Annotated in this window: 15 protein-coding genes; 2 read left to right on the plus strand and 13 right to left on the minus strand. The window is 63.6% G+C overall.

What is annotated here, in order from left to right:
* The first annotated feature begins 22 nt into the window (after positions 1-22).
* Entirely contained in the window at positions 23-1,471 is a 1,449-nt protein-coding gene (locus R1T44_RS16180; protein ID WP_043333794.1) for a TrkH family potassium uptake protein, read from the plus strand.
* A gap of 89 nt (positions 1,472-1,560) precedes the next feature.
* Here the strand turns inward: R1T44_RS16180 and R1T44_RS16185 are convergent, their stop codons facing one another.
* The 10 genes from R1T44_RS16185 to R1T44_RS16230 form a co-directional block, all read right to left on the minus strand.
* A complete protein-coding gene (locus R1T44_RS16185; RefSeq protein WP_317292955.1) occupies positions 1,561-2,334 on the minus strand; it encodes a tRNA-uridine aminocarboxypropyltransferase in 774 nt (257 codons plus the stop codon).
* 238 nt (positions 2,335-2,572) lie between these two features.
* Complete coding sequence (locus R1T44_RS16190) at positions 2,573-3,517, minus strand: bile acid:sodium symporter family protein (RefSeq protein WP_043333793.1); 945 nt, start codon at positions 3,515-3,517, stop codon at positions 2,573-2,575.
* An 82-nt stretch (positions 3,518-3,599) separates the two neighbouring features.
* Positions 3,600-4,349: an SIR2 family NAD-dependent protein deacylase gene (locus R1T44_RS16195; protein WP_052384572.1), complete on the minus strand. Its 750-nt coding sequence runs from the start codon at positions 4,347-4,349 to the stop codon at positions 3,600-3,602.
* A 54-nt stretch (positions 4,350-4,403) separates the two neighbouring features.
* Positions 4,404-6,182 (minus strand): bifunctional isocitrate dehydrogenase kinase/phosphatase, encoded by a 1,779-nt coding sequence (gene aceK, locus R1T44_RS16200; RefSeq protein WP_052384571.1) that lies wholly within the window; start codon positions 6,180-6,182, stop codon positions 4,404-4,406.
* A gap of 218 nt (positions 6,183-6,400) precedes the next feature.
* Entirely contained in the window at positions 6,401-7,366 is a 966-nt protein-coding gene (ttcA, locus tag R1T44_RS16205) for a tRNA 2-thiocytidine(32) synthetase TtcA (protein ID WP_082388814.1), read from the minus strand.
* Positions 7,367-7,610: 244 nt separating this feature from the next.
* Positions 7,611-7,832 carry a hypothetical protein gene (locus R1T44_RS16210; protein WP_043333792.1) on the minus strand — a complete coding sequence of 74 codons (222 nt, stop codon included), beginning with the start codon at positions 7,830-7,832 and terminating at the stop codon, positions 7,611-7,613.
* 533 nt (positions 7,833-8,365) lie between these two features.
* A complete protein-coding gene (locus R1T44_RS16215; RefSeq protein WP_215823455.1) occupies positions 8,366-9,010 on the minus strand; it encodes a 3'-5' exonuclease in 645 nt (214 codons plus the stop codon).
* 28 nt (positions 9,011-9,038) lie between these two features.
* Complete coding sequence (locus tag R1T44_RS16220; protein ID WP_284727255.1) at positions 9,039-11,009, minus strand: DUF294 nucleotidyltransferase-like domain-containing protein; 1,971 nt, start codon at positions 11,007-11,009, stop codon at positions 9,039-9,041.
* A gap of 152 nt (positions 11,010-11,161) precedes the next feature.
* On the minus strand, positions 11,162-12,964 hold the full coding sequence (locus R1T44_RS16225; protein ID WP_054556853.1) for a sodium:solute symporter family protein: 1,803 nt from the start codon (positions 12,962-12,964) through the stop codon (positions 11,162-11,164).
* Between the two features lie 90 nt (positions 12,965-13,054).
* Positions 13,055-13,312, minus strand: a complete 258-nt coding sequence (locus R1T44_RS16230) for a DUF4212 domain-containing protein (protein ID WP_043333789.1) — start codon at positions 13,310-13,312, stop codon at positions 13,055-13,057.
* 553 nt (positions 13,313-13,865) lie between these two features.
* Here R1T44_RS16230 and R1T44_RS16235 point away from each other — a divergent pair.
* Positions 13,866-17,864, plus strand: a complete 3,999-nt coding sequence (locus R1T44_RS16235) for a hybrid sensor histidine kinase/response regulator (RefSeq protein ID WP_107336000.1) — start codon at positions 13,866-13,868, stop codon at positions 17,862-17,864.
* A 170-nt stretch (positions 17,865-18,034) separates the two neighbouring features.
* Here the strand turns inward: R1T44_RS16235 and R1T44_RS16240 are convergent, their stop codons facing one another.
* From R1T44_RS16240 to R1T44_RS16250, 3 genes are all read right to left on the minus strand, one after another.
* Positions 18,035-18,697: a response regulator gene (locus R1T44_RS16240; RefSeq protein WP_043333788.1), complete on the minus strand. Its 663-nt coding sequence runs from the start codon at positions 18,695-18,697 to the stop codon at positions 18,035-18,037.
* 228 nt (positions 18,698-18,925) lie between these two features.
* On the minus strand, positions 18,926-19,645 hold the full coding sequence (locus R1T44_RS16245; protein WP_317292297.1) for a DMT family transporter: 720 nt from the start codon (positions 19,643-19,645) through the stop codon (positions 18,926-18,928).
* Positions 19,646-19,653: 8 nt separating this feature from the next.
* Positions 19,654-19,893, minus strand: a complete 240-nt coding sequence (locus tag R1T44_RS16250; protein WP_317292298.1) for a hypothetical protein — start codon at positions 19,891-19,893, stop codon at positions 19,654-19,656.
* Positions 19,894-19,925: the final 32 nt, after the last annotated feature.

The raw sequence follows: 19,925 nt of genomic DNA on the forward strand, positions 1-19,925 counted from the left end.
GCCTCTCCCGGGGAGGCGCCGCATGAGTCTACGCGTGATCTCTCGCATCCTCGGTATCCTGCTGATGCTGTTCAGCCTGACGCTGGTGCCGCCGATGCTGATCTCGAGGGTCTTCGAGGACGACACCCTGAGCGCCTTCGCCGTGGCGATGGGCATCACCCTGCTGACCGGTTTTGCGCTCTTCTACCCCAATCGGCACGCCCGCAAGGAGCTGCGCAATCGCGATGGCTTCCTGATCACGGTGCTGTTCTGGACCGTGCTGGGGGCCTTCGGTTCGCTGCCCTTCCTGCTCGCCGAAGACCCGAACCTGACCATCATCGATGCCATGTTCGAGTCGTTCTCGGGCCTCACCACCACCGGCGCCACGGTGATGACGGGGCTCGATCTGCTGCCCCACTCCATCCTCTACTACCGCCAGCAACTGCAATGGCTGGGCGGCATGGGGATCGTGGTACTGGCGGTGGCGATCCTGCCGACACTCGGCATCGGCGGCATGCAGCTCTACCGCACCGAGATTCCCGGCCCGCTGAAGGACTCCAAGCTGACGCCGCGCATCACCGAGACGGCCAAGGCGCTGTGGTACATCTACGCCGCGCTGACGCTGGTGTGCTTCGCCAGCTACTGGGCGGCCGGCATGAGCTGGTTCGATGCCCTGGGCCACAGCTTCTCGACCGTCGCGGTCGGTGGCTTCTCGACCCACGACGCCAGCATCGGCTACTTCGATTCCGCCAGCATCGAGATGATCTGCGTGTTCTTCATGGTGGTGTCCTCGATCAGCTTCGGCCTGCACTTCGCCGCCTGGCGCGAGGGACGAATCAGCCATTATCTGCGCGACCCGGAGACACGTTTCTTCCTGATCCTGCTGCTGATCCTGACCTGCGTCACCATCGCCGGCCTGCTGCTCACCGGCAGCTACGATGACAGCAAGGCACTGCGCCACGGCCTGTTCGAGGCCGTCTCGGTGGCCACCACCACCGGCTTCGGCGTCGCCGATTTCACCGGCTGGCCGGGCGTCTTGCCGATGATGCTGTTCATCGCCGCCTTCATCGGTGCCTGCTCCGGGTCCGCCGGTGGCGGCATGAAGGTCATCCGCATCCTGCTGATCCTCAAGCAGGGCGTGCGCGAGATCCATCGTCTGATCCACCCCAATGCCATCCTGTCGGTCAAGGTCGGCAAGATGCGCATCTCCGAGGGTGTCGCTGAAGCGGTGTGGGGGTTCTTCTCCGTCTACCTGATGCTGTTCGTGCTGATGATGCTGGGCATGCTGGCCACCGGGCTTGACCAGGTGACGGCGTGGTCAGCGGTCGGCTCGGCGCTCAACAATCTGGGGCCGGGCCTGGGTGAGGTCGCGACCCACTACGGCGATATCCCGGGGGCCGCCAAGGGCATCCTGATCCTCGCCATGCTGCTGGGACGTCTGGAGATCTTCACCATCCTGGTGCTGTTCACGCCGGCCTTCTGGCGGCGCTGATAGCCGCCAGCGTGCCGAGAGCATCACCTTGAACGCAAACGCCCCCGCCGGAGGACTCCGGCGGGGGCGTTTTCATTGCAGCGCTTCGACTATGACTCGCCGGCAGTGGCGTCACGGCGCGCCAGCAGGCGGCGCATCGGCGCGGTCGGCTCCAGCACGTAATGGATACGGCTGGCACGATAGCAGTCGTTGAAGGCATCGAAGTAGTCATCCAGCACGCTGGCCGCGTTCTCCTCTCCCGCCTGACGCAGCAGCTCCGCCGCCACTTCCGCCGTGCACAGGTGCGCCTCGGAGGCAGGCTTGCGCAGGTGATAGCGGGTCAGGCGCTGAGTGTGCAGCGGCAATACCGGCAGGCCGTCCAGATAAGGGCTCTTGCGGAAGATGCGCCGCGCCTGACGCCAGGTGCCATCGAGCAGGATGAACACCGGAATGCGCGCCTCGCCACTGGCGGTATGCGTTGCCACATCGGCGCCGACGCCGGCGATGGCATTCACGTCGACTACGCGATCGGCGTAGTCGGGCTGGTCATCCGGGAAGATGATGAAGGGCTGATAGCGCTCATCTTCCAGCAGCGCCAGCAGGCGCGGGTCCGGCTCGACGCGATACCAGCTGAAGACCTCGGTGCCCGCCAGCACATCCGAGATCAGGCGCCCGGTATTGGTCGGCTTGTAATGCTCCAGCGGATGGGTGATCAGCCAGAACTTGATCCGCGACTCGGCGGTGACCTGATAGGGACACAGGCAATTGAGCCTGGGCAGGCGGCACGCCTCACAGCGAATCACCTGACTGCCGCGCGCCTTGAACTCACGGCGCGGATGCCGTCCGTGCCACGCCTCCGGCTCGCCACTGGGCAGCGTGGTGATGCCACTGCCTTCGCCTGGCGCGACGGTATCGATTGCCACAGCGTCGCCATCGACGCTGGAGGCGACAGCGGAAGCAGATTGAGGCGCACAGGCGGCGATATCGTCGCCATCAGCCGGCGGGGGGGCGGGAATCACACATGATGAGCAGTCAGAACCAAGGAAAAAGGGACGCGCATTCTAGCATGCGCGCCCCTTTCTCCTATTCCTCTATCACAGCTCAGGCGGCCAACTCGCGGGATCAGACCTCGTAGCGGTGCTTGCTGCCGGTCACGAACTTGGGCGGACGACGCTTCCAGTAGCCTGCCAGCAGCGACCCCGAGACGTTGTGCCAGATGGAGAAGATCGCCCCCGGCAGCGCCGCCGTGGCGGAGAAGAACTGACTGGCCAGTGACGCCGCCAGGCCGGAATTCTGCATGCCGACCTCGATGGCGATGGTGCGCGAGGTGCGCTCATCCAGCCCGAACAGGCGCGACAGGCCATAACCCGCGCTCAGGCCGATGGCATTGTGTGCCACGACCGCCAGCGCGACCAGCGGGCCCAGCGTGGCGAGGCGCCCGACGTTGAGCGAGACCACGATGGCGATGATCAGCACGATGGCCAGCATGGCCAGACTCGCCAATGCCGACTCCCACTCGCGGATCAGGTCACGCGCGAAGTGGTGCACGACCACGCCGAGCACGATGGGGGCGACCACCAGCTTGGCGATGCTCAGCAGCATGCCGCTGACCGGCACGTTGATATCGGTGCCCAGCAGCCACCAGGTCAGCAGCGGCGTCATCACGATGGAGAGCAGCGTCGAGGCCATGGTCATCGAGACCGATAGCGCCACATGTCCGCCGGCAAGCCAGGTCATCACGTTGGAGGAGGTTCCCCCTGCCGTGGCGCCGACCAGCACCATGCCCACCGTCAGCGCCGGGTCCAGCCCCAGCAGACGTGCGATCAGGAAGGCGGCCAGCGGCATCACGCTATATTGCAGCAGCAACCCGAGCGCGATCGGGCCAGGGCGACGTGCCACGCGTATGAAGTCGTCACGCGACAGGGTCAGGCCCATGGCGAACATGATCAGCGCCAGCAGAGGCTGAATGGTGTCCTTGAGCGCCACGAACGGCGTCGGAGCCACCACGGCGATGCCGGCAAAGACCAGCGCCCACAAGGGGAAGAAACGATTCAGCGTCTCGAACATGCTTTTCACTTTTCGGTCGCCCGGGGCATCGATTTCCCGGAAATTGCTGGCCCGCCTCCCATGGCAGGCCTGAAGGCGCGCATCATAACGTATCAGGCAGCCCCAGGTGGCCCTGATACAACCAATGGCGCACAAGGCGCGGTACCGCCTGACCGGCACTTTCGGCCAGCGGCAGCACGCCGGGCTCGGCCAGTTCATCGGCATTCGGGTCGACCAGCACGATGGGGGCATCCAGCGGCGCTGCTGCATAGAGGTTGGACGCCGGCATGACCTTGAGCGAGGTGCCGACGATCAACAGCAGGTCGGCCTCGGCGGCGATCTCCTCGGCGACCGCATAGAGCGGCACCGCCTCACCGAACCACACCACGTCCGGGCGCAGCTGACTGCCCTTGTCACACAGGTCACCGAGGCGAATGCCACCACGCGGCAAGGGGTAGCGCAGGCCGTGGTCGACGCTGGAGCGCGCCTTGAGAATCTCGCCATGCAGGTGCACGACCTCGCGCGAGCCTGCTCGCTCGTGGAGGTCGTCGATGTTCTGGGTGATGACCGAGACGCGAAAGCCGTGCTGCTCCAGCTCAGCCAACGCCTTGTGGGCCGCGTTGGGCCTGGCGCGGCGTACCTGGGTGCGGCGGTCATCGTAGAAGCGCAGCACCTGCTGGGGGTCACGTCGGAAGGCCTGCGGTGTCGCGATGTCTTCCAGACGATGCTCTTCCCACAGGCCATCCTCGGCGCGGAAGGTGCGCAGGCCGCTCTCGGCGCTGATGCCGGCGCCACTCAACACGACCAGGTGGCGTCCGTGACGTGCACCGGGGTCCTTGAAGCCTTCACTCATCTAGCACTCTCTCTGGCGTTGGACAGAATCGAACAGCGGGCATGGCGATCACACTCAGTCATCGATGAAATCCTGACTGCGATCGACACCGAAGCGCCGCTTGTTGCGATAGGGATAGACATCGATCACGCGCCCTTGCGCGATGGCGTCCTGCAGGCCACGCCACCAGCTGGCCTGGAAGATCTCGGGATGCAGCTCGTAGAACAGCTTGCGCAGCTGAATATCGGCAAACAGGAAGGGGCCGAACTCCTCGGGGAAGATGTCGTTGGGCCCCACCGAATACCAGGGCTCGCTGGCCAGTTCCTGCTCAGGGTAACGTGCCTCGGGAATCTCACGGAAGTTGCACTCGGTCAGGTAGCTGATCTCGTCGTAGTCATAGAAGACCACCCGCCCGTGGCGCGTGACGCCGAAGTTCTTGAGCAACATGTCGCCGGGGAAGATGTCAGCGGCAGCCAACTGCTTGATCGCATTACCATAATCATTGAGCACCGCGCGGGTTTCCTCGGCGTCACACTCCTCGAGATACAGGTTGAGCGGCGTCATCATGCGCTCGGTGTAGCAGTGACGGATCAGCACCTTGTTGCCGCGCAGGCTGATCGACGAGCTGCACACCTCCAGCAACTCTTCGAGGCAGGCCGGGTCGAAGTGGTCCTTGCCGACGGTGAAGTTCGAGAATTCCTGCGTATCGGCCAGTCGCCCGACCCGATCATGACGTTTGACCAGCCGGTACTTCTCGCGCACCTGGTCACGACTCATGTCCTTGCCGGGGGCGAAGCGGTCCTTGATCAGCTTGAACACCAGCCGGTAACTGGGCAGCACGAAGACCGCCATCACCATGCCGCGCACGCCTGGCGCGATGATGAACTGATCGGAGCGACTCGCCACATGCTGGTTGAGGCCGCGGAACAGCTCGGTCTTGCCATGCTTGTAGAAGCCGATGGCAGCGTACAGCTCGCCGATGGGCTTCTCGGGCATCAGGGTCTGCAGGAACCCGACCACCTCGCTGGGCACTTCGATCTCGACCTGAAAATAGGCCCGCGTGAAGGAGAAGATGATCGAGACCTCTTCCGGCTCGATGATCACGGTATCCAGATAGACGCCATCGCGCTCGGTATGCAGCACCGGCAACACCAGCGGCAGGGTCTGGCCGCCACCCTCGATGCGCCCGACCAGATAGGCCCCCTTGTTGCGATAGAAGACGCTGCGCAGCATCTCGAAGGCGGCGTCCGGCGCATCGCGCACCGCCTCAGGCAGCGTCGCGAGCAACATCTCGGCGCCCAGCGTCACATCGCGCCCCTGGTGCTCGAAGGCGATCCCCAGCGGCGCCTCGTTGAGCACGGATTCGAGTGCCCCGGCCCAGTCACCCTCGACCGGAACCCGATGACTGATGCTCAAGCCGGAATGGCGTGCCGGCCCCTGGCGGGATGGCGAGACGAACATCCAGTCGTCGCGGATGTGGCGATGGGAAAACACGCTGCAGAAGATGGAGTTGTAGAAGGTCTCGGCCAGCTTGTAGTCAAGGCGTTGATCGATCAGCGCCATGTACTGCCGCTTGGCCTCGCCCCACAGGGTGCATTCGCACAGGCGGTCGGGCTCGAAGGCACGCTCCAGCCGCTCCATGGTGGCGGCGACCTTCTCGTCATAGAGGTTGATACGCGCGGCGGAGGCCTGCTGGGCTTCCCGCCAGTCGGCCTCGATGAAGCGTCGCCGCGCATCACTGGAAATCTGCTTGAAGCGTGATCGATATTCATCGAAGCCATGCAACACGGTCGCCGCCAGTCGCTGGCCCTGCTGACCATTGCCGCGCTCGTCACTGTCCACATCATTGCCCATCGCCGCCTCCCTGCCCTTCAGTCACCTGACATGACCAAAGCATGCGGACTGTCGCGCCAGCAAGCGAGACGACAATGGTCGCGGGCCTTCAACCCTGACTCACGCTACCTGCGCCATCCACCAGGGCCGGGATGGCAGCAGACCGCCTGAAACGCAGAACGCCACCCCTCAAGCGAGGTGGCGTTCATGATGTCTGACGACGGCCGGGGGCGCGTGGCTTACAGCTCATGCCCCAGCGAGGCCGCCGAGTCGGCCAGCGGCTTGACGCGGCGCTCGGCCTCGAACAGGTCATCGGCCATGCCGGCCTGCTCGGAACTCATGTCCAGCGCATCGATGCGCGATGCCTGGAAGCGGTCACGCTGCTCATCCAGGCCGGCGAAATCGAACAGGTCGCGGTCTGCCAGATGTGACGGTGCCACCGAGGTGACAGCATGGAACATTGTTTCCAGCCGCCCCGGATGCTTCTTCTCCCAGTCCTGCAGCATCTCCTTGACCACCTGACGCTGCAGATTCTCCTGCGAGCCGCACAGGTTGCAGGGGATGATCGGAAACTCGCGTGCGTTGGAATAGGCCTCGATATCGGACTCACGGCAATAGGCCAGCGGACGAATCACGATATGGCGCTGGTCATCGGAGAGCAGCTTGGGCGGCATCGTCTTGAGCTTGCCACCGAAGAACATGTTCAGGAACAGCGTCTCGAGGATGTCATCGCGGTGGTGGCCGAGGGCGATCTTGGTCGCGCCGATCTCGGCGGCGAAGCCATACAGCGAGCCGCGACGCAGGCGCGAGCACAGCCCGCAGGTCGTCTTGCCCTCCGGCACCTTCTCCTTGACGATGGAATAGGTGTCGCGCTCGAGAATGTGGTACTCGACGCCCACCGACTCGAGCCATGCCGGCAGCACATGTTCCGGGAAGCCGGGCTGCTTCTGATCGAGATTCACTGCCACCAGCGTGAACTGCACCGGCGCATTGCGCTGCAGGTTCATCAGGATATCCAGCATGGTGTAGGAATCCTTGCCCCCGGACAGGCACACCATCACCTTGTCACCATCACGGATCATGCCGTAATCGGTGATGGCGGTACCGACATTGCGCCGCAGGCGCTTCTGCAACTTGTTCAGTTCGCGCTTGGCAGTGGCCGCATCAGTGGGGCTGGACGAAAGCTCGCTATCGGGTGTGAACATGGGGCATCAGGCTGGCAGTTTGGAAGGGCGCACAGTCTAGCATTGGCCAGTAGACGGTCACAGAGGCAGCGTGCTTCAGGCGGGGGTGCCTGCCCCTGTCGGGCCAGGTAGCGTGACGCCGACGCAAGATACGCCAACGCCCGCAGTCAGCGGGCGTTGGCGTGTGGCATGCGCCGTGGGGAACAGCGGCGCTTGCGCGGACTCCCTGCAAGCTAGAAAAGGCGCAAGCTAGAAAAGGCGCAGGCTAGAACAGGCGCAGAACTTCCAGATAGCGGATCACCACCCCGCCCAGCATCACGAGGATACCGAAACGTTGCAGTCTGAATTCAAGCGCAGTGAGCGCAAGCTTGCGTGACCAGAACATCAGCACACCGCGCATGTCCTGTGTCCGGCGAATATAGAGGCCGTAGGCAAACAGCACGATGGCCAGGCCAAGAATCAACAGCGTATTGGTCGCGATCAGCATGTCGCACCTCGTGGGCAAGTACCCCTGAGTCATAAGGAAGGCAATCACGGGCGGATGCCTTATCTGAAGCCGGGCCCCGAGCAGATGCCCGGGGCCCGACAGTCATCACCTGGCGCAGTGATGACGATCCTGAAGAGAATGATTCCGTCCTCAGGCCTGACAGAGGCTGGCTGACAGCAGGTCCGTATCACGCGTGGCCTTTGCTCGCTGTCGCCGCTTCATTATGGTTATCAAAGCTGCTCGGTCTTGCATCCTGCATGGCTTGGCCGTCCTGCTGGCCGGTAGTGCACTGGCGTGTAATCAGAGCCGACCTCTCGCCGCAGTGGGCGTGTCGTATGGGTGCCAGTGTGGACAAAGGCAGTGAGCCGGGCCATTGGACATTCCGGCAACAGACCTTGGAATAATAGCCTTGAGGATGATGTCGGCTGATGAGACGTCTGATACCGGGCCTGACACTCATCCAGCGCCTACTCAGGCCCCTGACATAATCCCCTGCCAGAGCACCTGCCATAAGCTCCTGACATAAGCCCCGCTCAGGCCTGGCTGGCCAGCGAGGGCGACAGCGGTGCCTGCATCAGGCGCTGCGCCATCAGCGCACTGGTCACGGCGTCCCCAAGCGCGCTGTGGCGACCGATCACCGGCACGCCCAGGGCATCGGCCATCGCCTCGAAGCGCAGGTCCGGGGCGGCGTCCGGCTGCTCATGCTTGCAGCGCCGGACGTAATCGCGCGCCAGATCATGACGCTGGTTGGGCAGATCAAAGCCGAAGCGTGGCCGCAGGTGGCGGTTGATCACCGCGACATCGAAATCGATGCACCAGCCCACCAGCGGACGATTGCCGATGAACTCCAGCAGCTGTCGCAGTGCATCGCCCAGCGCTTCTCCGCCATGCAGATCGATACCGCGCAGACGATGGATGCGGATCGAGTCGCCCTGCAGACCTTGCGGGCATTGCAGATAGAGCGACAGCGCGCTGGAGGTATGGATATGGCGCGCATCGAAACGCACCGCCGCCAGCGAGACCAGCTCGGCGTGGCCGACATCGAGACTGGTGGTCTCACAGTCCAGCGCCACACGCTCCCCGCCCCGCTCGGCGGCATGCCAGGGACGAAAGAGCTCGGCAAACTCGCCCTGCGCATGACGACGACGATCACTGGCGCGTCTCAGTTGTTCGAACATGCCACCTCCCCTCGGCCCTGAGGCCGGTTCAGTATTCCAGGTGATAACGATGTGACAGGCGCTGCTTGAAGTCCTTGACCCGACTCAGGGCATCGCGCAATAGATCACGCTCCAACGAGGACAACGACTGGGTGATGATCAGGTTGCGACTCCCCGCCTCCCGCGCCGCCGTGGTCTTGTCCTGGCCATCCCTTCGCGAGTCGCTGGCCCCGCCGGCGGCAGCGCCATGTTCGTCCTCTTCCAGATGGCGCAGCTGCTGGCGCAGACGCAACTCGGCAAACAGCGACAGTGCCTCGGCAAGGTCGGCGCTGTCGCTGGCCTCGATACGCCCATCACTGACCAGCGCCTCAAGCCGCGCGAAGGTGCCGGTGGCCATCACTCCGCGTTCCAGCGCCATGGTGCGAACGCCATGCACGATGGGGAAGATGCCGCCCTTCTTGATATCGATGCCGTGACGCGGCGAGCGCAAGGAGCCGAACAGCGTCAGCGGGGTCGAGAAATGCAGCGCCGGGCGCGCGAAGTGCGACAGCAGCAGTTCATCGCGCGTGGCGTGGCGCACCAGGTGACCGCGCAAGCTGTCGACCAGCGCTTCATTACCGCCGCTGGCGCGCGCATCGAAGACGATGGCCAGATTCATCAGCGCCTCGCCATCGCGTCCGGCGCACCAGCGTGCGATCTTGCCGCGCCAGCGCGACTCGGTGGCGACCCACTCCGGATTGGAGACCATGATGTTGCCCGGGCATGGTGGATAGCCGAGACCCGCCAGGGCGTCACTGAAGCGCTGCAGGGTGTCCTCGTTTTCGGGCCACTGGTGGCCATCGGCGATGATCAGCCCATTGTCCTGATCGGTCTTGAGGATCTGTTCGCCGCGCCCTTCGCTTCCCATCAGCATCAGGCAACTCGAGGCCCGGTGCTCCTCCTCCACCAGCATGGCGAAGGTGCGCTCGATCAGGCGCCCGTTGAGCGCACTCAACAGCGCCATCGCATGGCGCATGTGGACTCCCTGCATCGCCAGCGCCCTGACCATTTCCGGCAGACGCGCACTGGCCTGCTCAAGCGCTGCCATGTCAGAGGCGCGCTCGATCTCGAGACTCACCAGCTGACTGCGATTGGAGAAGAACCCCAGCACGTCGGTCAGCTCGATGACCCCGACGACCGCCGCGTCAGGCGTCAGGCGCTCCTTGACCACGACCCGCGCGACCCGGTGGCGAGTCATCTGCACCAGCGCCTGGAACAGATATTCCTCCGCCGTGACCGCCACCAGCGCAAAGCTGCCCAGCGAGGCGAGCGGATGATTGGCAGCCAAGCCCTGAATCACCAGCGCATTGAGCAGGTCCGTGCGTGTCACCACGCCCTGACGCCCCTCGACAGTGATGATCAGGCTGTCCGCCCCCGCCGTCTGCATGGCCTTGACGCCCTGCTCGATGCTGGCGCTGGCCGCCAGCTTGAGCGGCGGACGCATGCAGTCCATCACCCGCGCCAGCATGAAGCCCGCCTGGTCGCGACTCGCGCCCTGACGGGTGTCACGCTGCGCTGCCAGCAGCCGCGCCTTGTCACTCAGGCTGTGCTGGAAGTACTCACCGAAGGCAGGACACTCGTCGCACAGCGAGAGGAACAGCTGTGCGGGCAGCTGGTAGCACAGCGTCTCCTGCTCGCAGACGAAGCGGGTGCGGCAATGGCCATTGAGCAGCGTCAGCGCCCCGAACAGGTCCCCCGCGGTGTAATGGCCGATGCGCAGGCTGACCCAGGCATCCAGTCCCTCGCGCTGCGCCTTGTCGAGCGTGGCGGCGTCCGGCAGTGCCGAATCGGCGGCCAGTTCCGCCACCTCGCCCTTGTGAATGATGTAGACCGCCTCACCGACGGCCCCCGGCACCAGCGGCTGCGCCAGTGCCTCGAAATAGTGAAGGTCCACCCCTTCGGCCAGCCGTTGCCGAAGACGCTCATCCAGCAGACTGAACGGCGGCTCCTCGAACGCGATATCCACCAGTGACGCTTGCATGACAGCGACTCCCCTCTGCACGTGCAGCGCTGATCGATGCACGAGCCCTCAAACCACGAGGCCCCGCCTGCAGGTGCAAGACGGGGCTTCGGGAAACGGGGGCCTGTTCGCGCCGATGCTGCGTGCTGCGCGAACAGGCCCTGCTGCCTGAATCAGTGATCCACTGCTGTTCCGGCCCCGCGCGGAACACGAATGTCCTCGACGATATGCTGGATGTGCTCGGGCGGCGGCGGGGTCATCTTGCAGACGATGACCGCGACGACGAAGTTGAGCACCATGCCCAGCGAGCCGATCCCCTCCGGCGACACACCCAGCAACCAGTTCTCGGCGCTGTTGAGTTCCGGCGAGATGAACTTGAAGTAGACGATGTAGCTGAAGGTGAAGACCAGGCCGACCAGCATGCCCGCGATGGCACCTTCCTTGTTCATGCGCTTGGAGAAGATCCCCAGCAGGATGACCGGGAAGAAGCTCGATGCCGCAAGCCCGAAGGCAAAGGCCACCACCTGCGCCACGAAGCCTGGCGGATTGATGCCGAAGTAACCGGCGATCACGATGGCCACGGCCGCCGCCATGCGTGCCGCCATCAGCTCCTGCTTCTCGCTGATGTCTGGCTTGAAGGTCTTCTTGAGCAGGTCATGTGAGATGGCCGACGAGATGACCAGCAACAGACCGGCCGCCGTCGAGAGTGCTGCCGCCACCCCACCCGCCGCCACCAGTGCGATGACCCATGCCGGCAGGTTGCCGATCTCCGGGTTGGCCAGCACGATGATGTCGCGGTCGATGTAGACCTCGCTCTCGTTGTCGGTGGGCGTGTTGCTCACCAGACGCTGACCGTACTCACCGCGGGCCGCCTGGCTGTCGGCGCTGCCTTCGTAGCTCGGCTTGCCCGCGAAGGGATCACCGCCACGCATCTGGATGATGCCGTCGCCATTCTTGTCGACCCAGCCGATCAGCCCGGTGTTCTCCCAGTTGTAGAACCAGCCCGGCAGCTCCTCATAGGCCGTCTCGTTGACGGTCTCGACCAGATTCACCCGCGCGAAGGCACCCACGGCCGGCGCAGTGGTGTAGAGCAGTGCGATGAAGAACAGCGCCCAACCGGCGGAGATACGCGCATCCTTGACCGTCGGCACCGTGAAGAAGCGCACGATGACGTGGGGCAGGCCCGCAGTACCGCACATCAGCGCGGCGGTGATGAAGAAGACATCGATGGTGGACTTGGAACCCTCGGTGTACTCGCGGAAGCCGAGATCGGTCACCACCTGATCGAGCTTGTGCAGCAGATAGACGCCGGTGTCATTGCCCTGGGCATCGACCAGGGTGCCGCCGAAACCGGTCTGCGGCAGCACGTGGCCCGTCATCATGATCGACAGGAACACCGCCGGCACCAGGAAGGCGAAGATCAGCACGCAGTACTGGGCCACCTGGGTATAGGTGATGCCCTTCATGCCGCCGAGTACCGCATAGAAGAAGACGATCGCCATGCCGATCACCACGCCGACGTTCACGTCCACCTCGAGGAAGCGCGCGAAGACGATGCCGGTACCGCGCATCTGGCCGGCGACATAGGTGAAGGAAATGAAGATGACGCAGACCACCGCCACGGTGCGCGCGACGCTGGAGTAGTAACGGTCACCGACGAAGTCCGGCACCGTGAACTTGCCGAACTTGCGCAGGTACGGTGCCAGCAGCATGGCCAGCAGGACGTAGCCGCCGGTCCAGCCCATCAGGTAGACGGAGGCGTCATAGCCGACATAGGCGATGATGCCCGCCATCGAGATGAACGAGGCCGCCGACATCCAGTCAGCGGCGGTCGCTGCCCCGTTGGCAATGGGGTGAACGCCACCCCCGGCGACATAGAATTCCTTGGTGGAACCGGCTCGCGACCACACCGCGATCCCGATATAGAGCGCAAATGACGCGCCCACGAACAGATAGGTCAGCAGTTGAACATCCATTGGCAGTGTCCTTGGCGATGTCGATCATATTGTTCTTATTCACACAACGGCGCGGCACGACGAGCGGCCTGTGCCCGGCGTGTCACTGACTCATTGCTCGTGAACATCGAAGCGCTCATCGAGCTTGTTCATCGAGCGGGCATACAGAATGATCAGCGCGAGGAAGAAGTAGATCGCCCCCTGTTGCGCAAACCAGAAGCCCAGCTTGAAACCGAAGAACTGGATGTTGTTAAGCACGTCCACCAGCAATATCCCGCATCCATAGGACACCACGAACCAGACCACGAGATAGCCCATGATCAGTTTGATATTGGCGGACCAATACGCCTTGGCATTCGCTTCCTTCATGATGGTGTTCTCGCATTGTTATTGTGATTGGCGAAGTGGAGTGATTGGCGATCCGGAGATCGATGACCACCCGTCAGCGGATGATCCTTTCTCGGCGGTTGATGGGTATTTCCTGCGCCTTTCAAGGCATGACAGGAAACTTGGCGACTCGAATCTGACAGTAGACAAGGCCCTGCAACGTTGCAGGCTGACTTTAGTCGAGAATGTCAGTCACCCCTGATGGAGCAAAGTTGAGAACGATGCAATTACTTTAAAATCAACAAGTTGACTCATATCCTAAAGATGCAATCCCTTGGTCTATTGGCCAAATGGGCGAAGAATGATCGGCGAAAGCTTCGGCGTATTGCGCGCATGACATTGGCCGATGCCAGCAAATAGGCCCGTTGTGCAGACGCCATTTACCGCTTCTTGAGCGCAGCCAGCGAGGCGTCTGCATGGTAATGGATGACACAGCCTCTTCCCCACGACGCTCAAGACGCTGAGTCTGTCATGCACAATGCTTGGGACTCGTGGCGGGGCTGCGTAGAATGGCGCTTCCAGAGAGGAGAGCGACATGTTCCAGGGTTGGTGGCTGATCGCAGTGGCACTCGCATATATCGCGGTGCTGTTCACGATTGCATGGCGGGGGGATCGCAACGCCAAGAAACACGGGTCGCCGAATCGGCGCCCAGCGGTCTACAGTCTGGGGCTTGCGGTCTACTGCACCAGCTGGACCTTCTACGGTAGCGTCGGGCAGGCCGCGACCAGCGGCTGGAGTTATCTGAGCATCTTCATCGGGCCGATTCTGGCCTGTCTGCTGTTCTGGCCGATCCTGCTCAAGATGATTCGGGTCGCCAAGCGCCAGAACATCACCTCGATCGCCGACTTCATCGCCTCGCGCTACGGCAAGACGCAGTCGCTGGCGGTGTTCGCCTCGCTGGTGGCCCTGGTCGGCACCCTGCCCTACATCGCCTTGCAGCTGAAGGCCGTCTCGAGTGCCTATCAGGTACTCACCGACACCAGCGATGTCACGCGAACCGCCTGGCTGGGCGATACCGCCTTCTATGTCGCGGCGATCATGGCGCTGTTCGCCATCCTGTTCGGCACCCGCCACACCGATGCCACCGAGCACCATGTCGGCCTGTTGCAGGCGATCGCCTTCGAATCGCTGGTCAAGCTGGTCGCCTTCCTGACCCTGGGCGTCTATGTCACCTGGGGCATGTTCAATGGCCTGGGCGATCTGTTCACCAAGGCCGATACCTATCTGGAGCTGCAACAGCAGCTGGAGACCCAGACCTTCGGCACCGGCTTCTGGGCCCAGACCCTCTTGGCGATGCTGGCGATCTTCTGCCTGCCGCGTCAGTTCCACGTCGCGGTGGTCGAGAACACCCACCACGATGACGCGCGGCGTGCGCGCTGGATGTTCCCGATCTATCTGGTCGCCATCTCCTTCTTCGTGCTGCCGATCGCCGCCGCCGGCCTGACCATGTTCCCCGATGGTTCGGTGTCACCGGACAGCTTCGTGCTGGCGCTGCCGATGGCAGCGGACCAGACCTGGCTGACCCTGCTGACCTTCATCGGCGGCTTCTCCGCCGCCACCGGCATGGTGATCGTCGCCGCCGTCGCGGTCTCGATCATGATCTCCAACGAGATCGTGATTCCGCTGTTGTTCCGCCTGCGCTGGTTCGATACCGAGGCGCGCGACTACAGCCATATCGTGTTGCTGGCGCGCCGTCTGACCATCGTGATGATCCTGGCGCTGGCCTACGGCTTCTATCTGCTGATCGCCGAATACAGCACCCTCTCGGCCATCGGCTTGCTGTCGTTTGCCGCCGTCGCCCAGTTCGCGCCCTCGCTGATGGGTGGCCTCTACTGGAAGCGTGGCAACCGCCTCGGCGTCATCGTCGGCCTGAACGTCGGCTTCGCGGTCTGGGCCTGGACCCTGCTCGTGCCGGCACTGGCACAGGCGGGCCTGATGCCGACCGAGATCGTCAACCAAGGGCCGCTGGGCATCGACTGGCTGTCGCCGCATGGCCTGTTCGGCTTCCGCTTCAATGACCCGCTGACCCACGGCGTGATGCTGTCGCTCGGCCTGAACCTGTTCTGCTACATCTTCGTCTCGCAGATGACGCCGCAGCGCGTGGTCGAGCGCATCCAGGCCTCGCTGTTCGTCGACAGTGTCGAGACCCGCCAGACCAGCGTCTCGCGCCCCTGGACCGGCTCCACCTCCGTCTCGGACCTGCGCGTCCTGTGCGAGCGCTTCCTCAGCCACGAGCAGGTCGAGCGCGCCTTCGAGGACTACGCGCGCCGCAGTGGCCAGCCGCTGGAGCTGCATGCACGCGCCTCCATCGACCTGATCCAGTTCACCGAACGCTTCCTGGCCTCGGTACTCGGCGCCTCCTCGGCACGCATCGTCGTCAACTCGGCGCTGCAGGGCCGCGGCATCGGCATCTCGGATGTCATCTCCATCGTCGATGAAGCCTCGCAGGTGCTCGAATTCAACCGCGCCCTGCTGCAGGCGACCATCGAGAACATCCACCAGGGCATCAGCGTGGTCGACCAGCACATGCGCCTGGTGGTGTGGAACCAGCGCTACCTGGACATGTTCCGCTTCCCTGACAACCTGATCCGTGTCGGCGCGCCCATCGATCGCATCTTCCGCTACAACGCCCACAACGGCGAATACGGCCCGGGCGACCCCGAAGAGCACGTCGACCAGCTGCTGGACGCCATCCGCAACGGCGAGCCGCATCGCTACGTGCGCTATCGCCAGGATGACAGCGTGATGGAGATCCAGGGCAATCCGATGCCCGGTGGTGGCTTCGTCTACACCTATCAGGACATCACCCAGCAGAAGCGCACCGAAGAGGCGTTGATCCGCTCGGAAAACAACATCCGCATCTACACCGACAACGTGCCGGCGCTGATCGCCTACTTCGACAAGGAGTGTCGCTACCTCTTCACCAACCGTGCCTATGAAGCGGTGATGGGCATCGACCGTACCGCCGTGATCGGCGAGCCCGCCGAAGAGGCGATGCCGGAAGACATCTATCGCCAACGCGCGCCGTGGATGACGCGCGCGCTGTCCGGTGAGCGCGTCTCCTTCGAGATCTCGCTGGAAGCCCCGGAAGGCGGCGTGCGCTACATGCTGGTCACCTATACGCCGCACTTCAGCACCAAGGGCAACATCCTCGGCTTCTTCGCGCTCTATCAGGACATCACCGAGCGACGCCTGGCGGAGATCGCCCTCAAGGAGACCAACGAGAACCTGGAGGAGCGCGTGCGCGTGCGTACCCAGGAGCTGTCACAGGTCAACGAGGCCCTGCGCACCGAGAACCGCGTGCGCGCCGAGGCCGAGCAGGCACTGCGTCAGGCCAAGCAGCTGGCCGAGGATGCCAACGCCTCCAAGACTCGCTTCCTGGCCGCGGCCAGCCACGACCTGCTGCAGCCACTGAATGCGGCGCGTCTGTTCACCTCCGCCCTCGCCCAGCAGGTCGAAGGCGAGATGAAGACCACCACCAATCACATCGACAACTCGCTGCAGGCCGCCGAGGAACTGCTCAGCACCCTGCTCGACATCTCCAAGCTGGATGCCGGGGCACTGGCGCCACGCCGCAGCGTGTTCCGCCTCTCCGACATCCTCAAGCCGCTCAAGGCCGAGTTCGAGGTGATGGCGGAAGATCGCGGGCTGGACCTGAAAGTGGTGATGACGCAGCTGGCGGTGGATTCCGATGGCCAGATGCTCAGACGCATCGTGCAGAACTTCCTCTCCAACGCGGTGCGCTATACCCGCCAGGGCCATGTGCTGCTGGGCTGTCGCCGTCTGGGCGATCGCATTCGCATCGAGGTCTGGGACACCGGTCCCGGCATTCCCGAGTCGAAGCTGACCGAGATCTTCCAGGAATTCCGGCGTCTCGATCAGACCGAGCGTCACAAGGAAAGCGAGAAGGGTCTCGGCCTGGGACTGTCGATCGCCGAACGCATGAGCCGGGTGCTCGACCACCCGATCACGGTGCGCAGCTGGGTCGGCATCGGCACCGTCTTCGCCGTCAGCGTGCCGATCAGCAAGGAGCTGCCGGCGGCCGAGCTGCCGGATGCCGTGCCGGCTCGCAAGCGCGCCGGCAACAAGCTGACCGGCACTCGTGTCCTGTGCATCGACAACGAGAGCCTGATTCTCGAGGGCATGAAGGCGATGCTGTCCGGCTGGGGCTGCGAGGTGTTCACGGCGACCTCGATCGGCGGCGCCAAGTCGGTGATCCGCAACCTGGATGGTGATCCGGATGCCATCCTCGCCGACTACCACCTCGACAACGAGGTGACTGGCCTGATGGCGCTGGACGCGCTGGATGAACGTCTGGCGGGCTCGGTGCCGGGCATCGTGATCACCGCCGACCGCACCGATGAGGTCGCCGAGGAAGTGCGCCGTGCGGGCTATCACCTGCTGCTCAAGCCGGTGCGACCCGCCGCGCTGCGTGCGCTGCTGACGCGCACCCTGCAGGCCAACCGCGCCGAGAAGCACACCAGTGGCGCAAGTGACGCCCCCGACGCTGCGACGGATGATCCAGCCCCCTGATCAGGCGGGCTGGCCTGTCGTTCTTTAGCTCTTTCACCCTCTAGCTCTTTAGCCCTCTAGCTCTTTCATCCATGACGCAAAAAGCCCGCCCTGTCAGCGACAGGGCGGGCTTTTTGTGGCTTGAAGGCGCGACTCTCGAGGAGAGCCTCAGCTCAAGCGCTGACGCAGGATCAGGAGCGGACTTTCGGCGGCTCGACTTCCAGACGCTGGGCCGCGATGACGGCCTGGGTGCGCGAATGCACGCCCAGCTTGCGCAGAATGGCGGTCACGTGGGCCTTGATGGTGGCCTCGGACACATTCAGCTCATAGGCGATCTGCTTGTTGAGCAGACCTTCCGTCAGCATGTTGAGCACGCGGAACTGCTGCGGCGTCAGTGACGCGATCGCCTCGGCGAAGCGCGATTCATCCTCGGAAGACTCGCCCATGGCCTCGGCGATGTCCGTCGGCAGCCAGACCTCACCTTCGAGGATCTCGCCGATGGCTTCGGCGATGACGTCGAGGCTGGCGGACTTGGGAATGAAGCCGGAGGCCCCATAATCGATGGCGCGGCGCACCACGTAGGGCTCCTCGCTACCGGACACGACCGCCACCGGGATGTCCGGTGTCTGGCCACGCAACTGGATCAGACCGGAGAAGCCGTGGGCTCCCGGCATGTGAAGGTCCAACAGGATCAGGTCGGCATCGGGATGGCGGGCAACGACTTCGTTGGTCGCTTCCATGCTGTCAGCCTCGACGATCTCCGCCTGAGAGGCGACTTGTCTAAGCGCCTGGGTCAGTGCGGCACGAAAGAGCGGGTGATCGTCTGCAACGATGAACTTCTGGGCAAAGGCCATTGAGTCTCCTCCAAAACCCCGATGGTGATCATCACCGACCTTCCTGGCCGGTCAACAATCGCCGTTATTTTCTGGCATGTTACCCCATAAAACGTGCGTTTAACAAAGCAGCCCACCATCGGAAGATGTACTGATGTTTCGCTCGGGGAACACGAGTATCGCACGGATTGATGCCCGGCGAGCGAACAATCCGTGCGCTGATTCTGACAGCATCCTGGGGATGGTGAGTCAGACAACCCTACCCGCAACGCGACTGGCATGCCAGCCGATCAATGCGACACCGGCAATCAGCACGAAGCCGATCAGACTGGCGATATCCGGCACCTCCCCCCAGATGGCCCAGCCCGCCAGTGCCGAAAACACGATGGTCAGATAGGAATAGATCGACACTTCCCCCGCCGGTGCGAGGCGATAGGCGGTGGTCATCAGAATCTGACCGCCGGCCGCAAAGATGCCGATGCCCAGCAAGGCCAGCGCCTGAGGGCCGCTCGGCATCACCGGATTCATCAACATCGGCACCAATGTCACCACACTGGAGACCAGCGAGAAATGCAGCACGATGGTCGCCGAGGCCTCGCGCCCTCTCATCGCACGGATGAGCGTATAGGCCGCCCCCGCCAGCATTGCCGAACCCAGCCCGACCATGGCGGGCAACAATGCCTCCACCCCGCCCTCGGCAAATGCCAGTTGCGGCTTGATGACCAGCGCCGCGCCAGAGAAGGCGACCAGCATGCCGACCAGCCGCCAGCCACCAAGGCGCTCGGCCAGGAAGAGGCCGGCGAACAGGCTGACGAAGAACGGCGATAGCTTATTCAGAATAGTCGCATCTGCCAGCAGCAGATGATCGATGGCGTAGAAGAAGCTCATCACGCCGCCGAGTCCGATCAGTGACCGCGCCATCAGCATCGGCTGGTGATGCCAATGGCCCAGCAGACGCGCGCCCGCCATGCGCACCATCACCACCGCCACGCCGAGACTGACAGGTTGCGCACGAAGACCTTCTCGAACAGCGGCAGGTCGCCGCTCAGCTTGACCATCGCCCCCATCAGCGCGAACGAGATCGCCGACAGGCACATCAGGATGACGGCGCGAGGACGATTCTCGCCCTCAGTGGACGACGCGGCGGCGGGAGAACTGGCGGGAGAACTGGCTGGCTGAGAGGCGGGGCAGGATGCATCCGACTTGCCTGCTGACATGGGGGCGGCCTTGATCATGAATTGATTGGGGA

It is taken from the genome of Cobetia amphilecti, from assembly GCF_032923285.1.
Classification (GTDB): domain Bacteria; phylum Pseudomonadota; class Gammaproteobacteria; order Pseudomonadales; family Halomonadaceae; genus Cobetia; species Cobetia amphilecti.

Bases quoted from the DNA above. Each gene is read 5' to 3' on its own strand.
- aceK (WP_052384571.1), bottom strand. From the start codon at position 6,182: ATGGGCAATGATGTGGACAGTGACGAGCGCGGCAATGGTCAGCAGGGC.
- R1T44_RS16215 (WP_215823455.1), bottom strand. From the start codon at position 9,010: ATGTTCGAACAACTGAGACGCGCCAGTGATCGTCGTCGTCATGCGCAG.
- R1T44_RS16190 (WP_043333793.1), bottom strand. From the start codon at position 3,517: ATGTTCGAGACGCTGAATCGTTTCTTCCCCTTGTGGGCGCTGGTCTTT.
- R1T44_RS16180 (WP_043333794.1), top strand. From the start codon at position 23: ATGAGTCTACGCGTGATCTCTCGCATCCTCGGTATCCTGCTGATGCTG.
- R1T44_RS16195 (WP_052384572.1), bottom strand. From the start codon at position 4,349: ATGAGTGAAGGCTTCAAGGACCCCGGTGCACGTCACGGACGCCACCTG.
- ttcA (WP_082388814.1), bottom strand. From the start codon at position 7,366: ATGTTCACACCCGATAGCGAGCTTTCGTCCAGCCCCACTGATGCGGCC.
- R1T44_RS16250 (WP_317292298.1), bottom strand. From the start codon at position 19,893: ATGTCAGCAGGCAAGTCGGATGCATCCTGCCCCGCCTCTCAGCCAGCC.
- R1T44_RS16240 (WP_043333788.1), bottom strand. From the start codon at position 18,697: ATGGCCTTTGCCCAGAAGTTCATCGTTGCAGACGATCACCCGCTCTTT.
- R1T44_RS16245 (WP_317292297.1), bottom strand. From the start codon at position 19,645: ATGGCGGGCGCGCGTCTGCTGGGCCATTGGCATCACCAGCCGATGCTG.
- R1T44_RS16210 (WP_043333792.1), bottom strand. From the start codon at position 7,832: ATGCTGATCGCGACCAATACGCTGTTGATTCTTGGCCTGGCCATCGTG.
- R1T44_RS16235 (WP_107336000.1), top strand. From the start codon at position 13,866: ATGTTCCAGGGTTGGTGGCTGATCGCAGTGGCACTCGCATATATCGCG.
- R1T44_RS16220 (WP_284727255.1), bottom strand. From the start codon at position 11,009: ATGCAAGCGTCACTGGTGGATATCGCGTTCGAGGAGCCGCCGTTCAGT.
- R1T44_RS16225 (WP_054556853.1), bottom strand. From the start codon at position 12,964: ATGGATGTTCAACTGCTGACCTATCTGTTCGTGGGCGCGTCATTTGCG.
- R1T44_RS16230 (WP_043333789.1), bottom strand. From the start codon at position 13,312: ATGAAGGAAGCGAATGCCAAGGCGTATTGGTCCGCCAATATCAAACTG.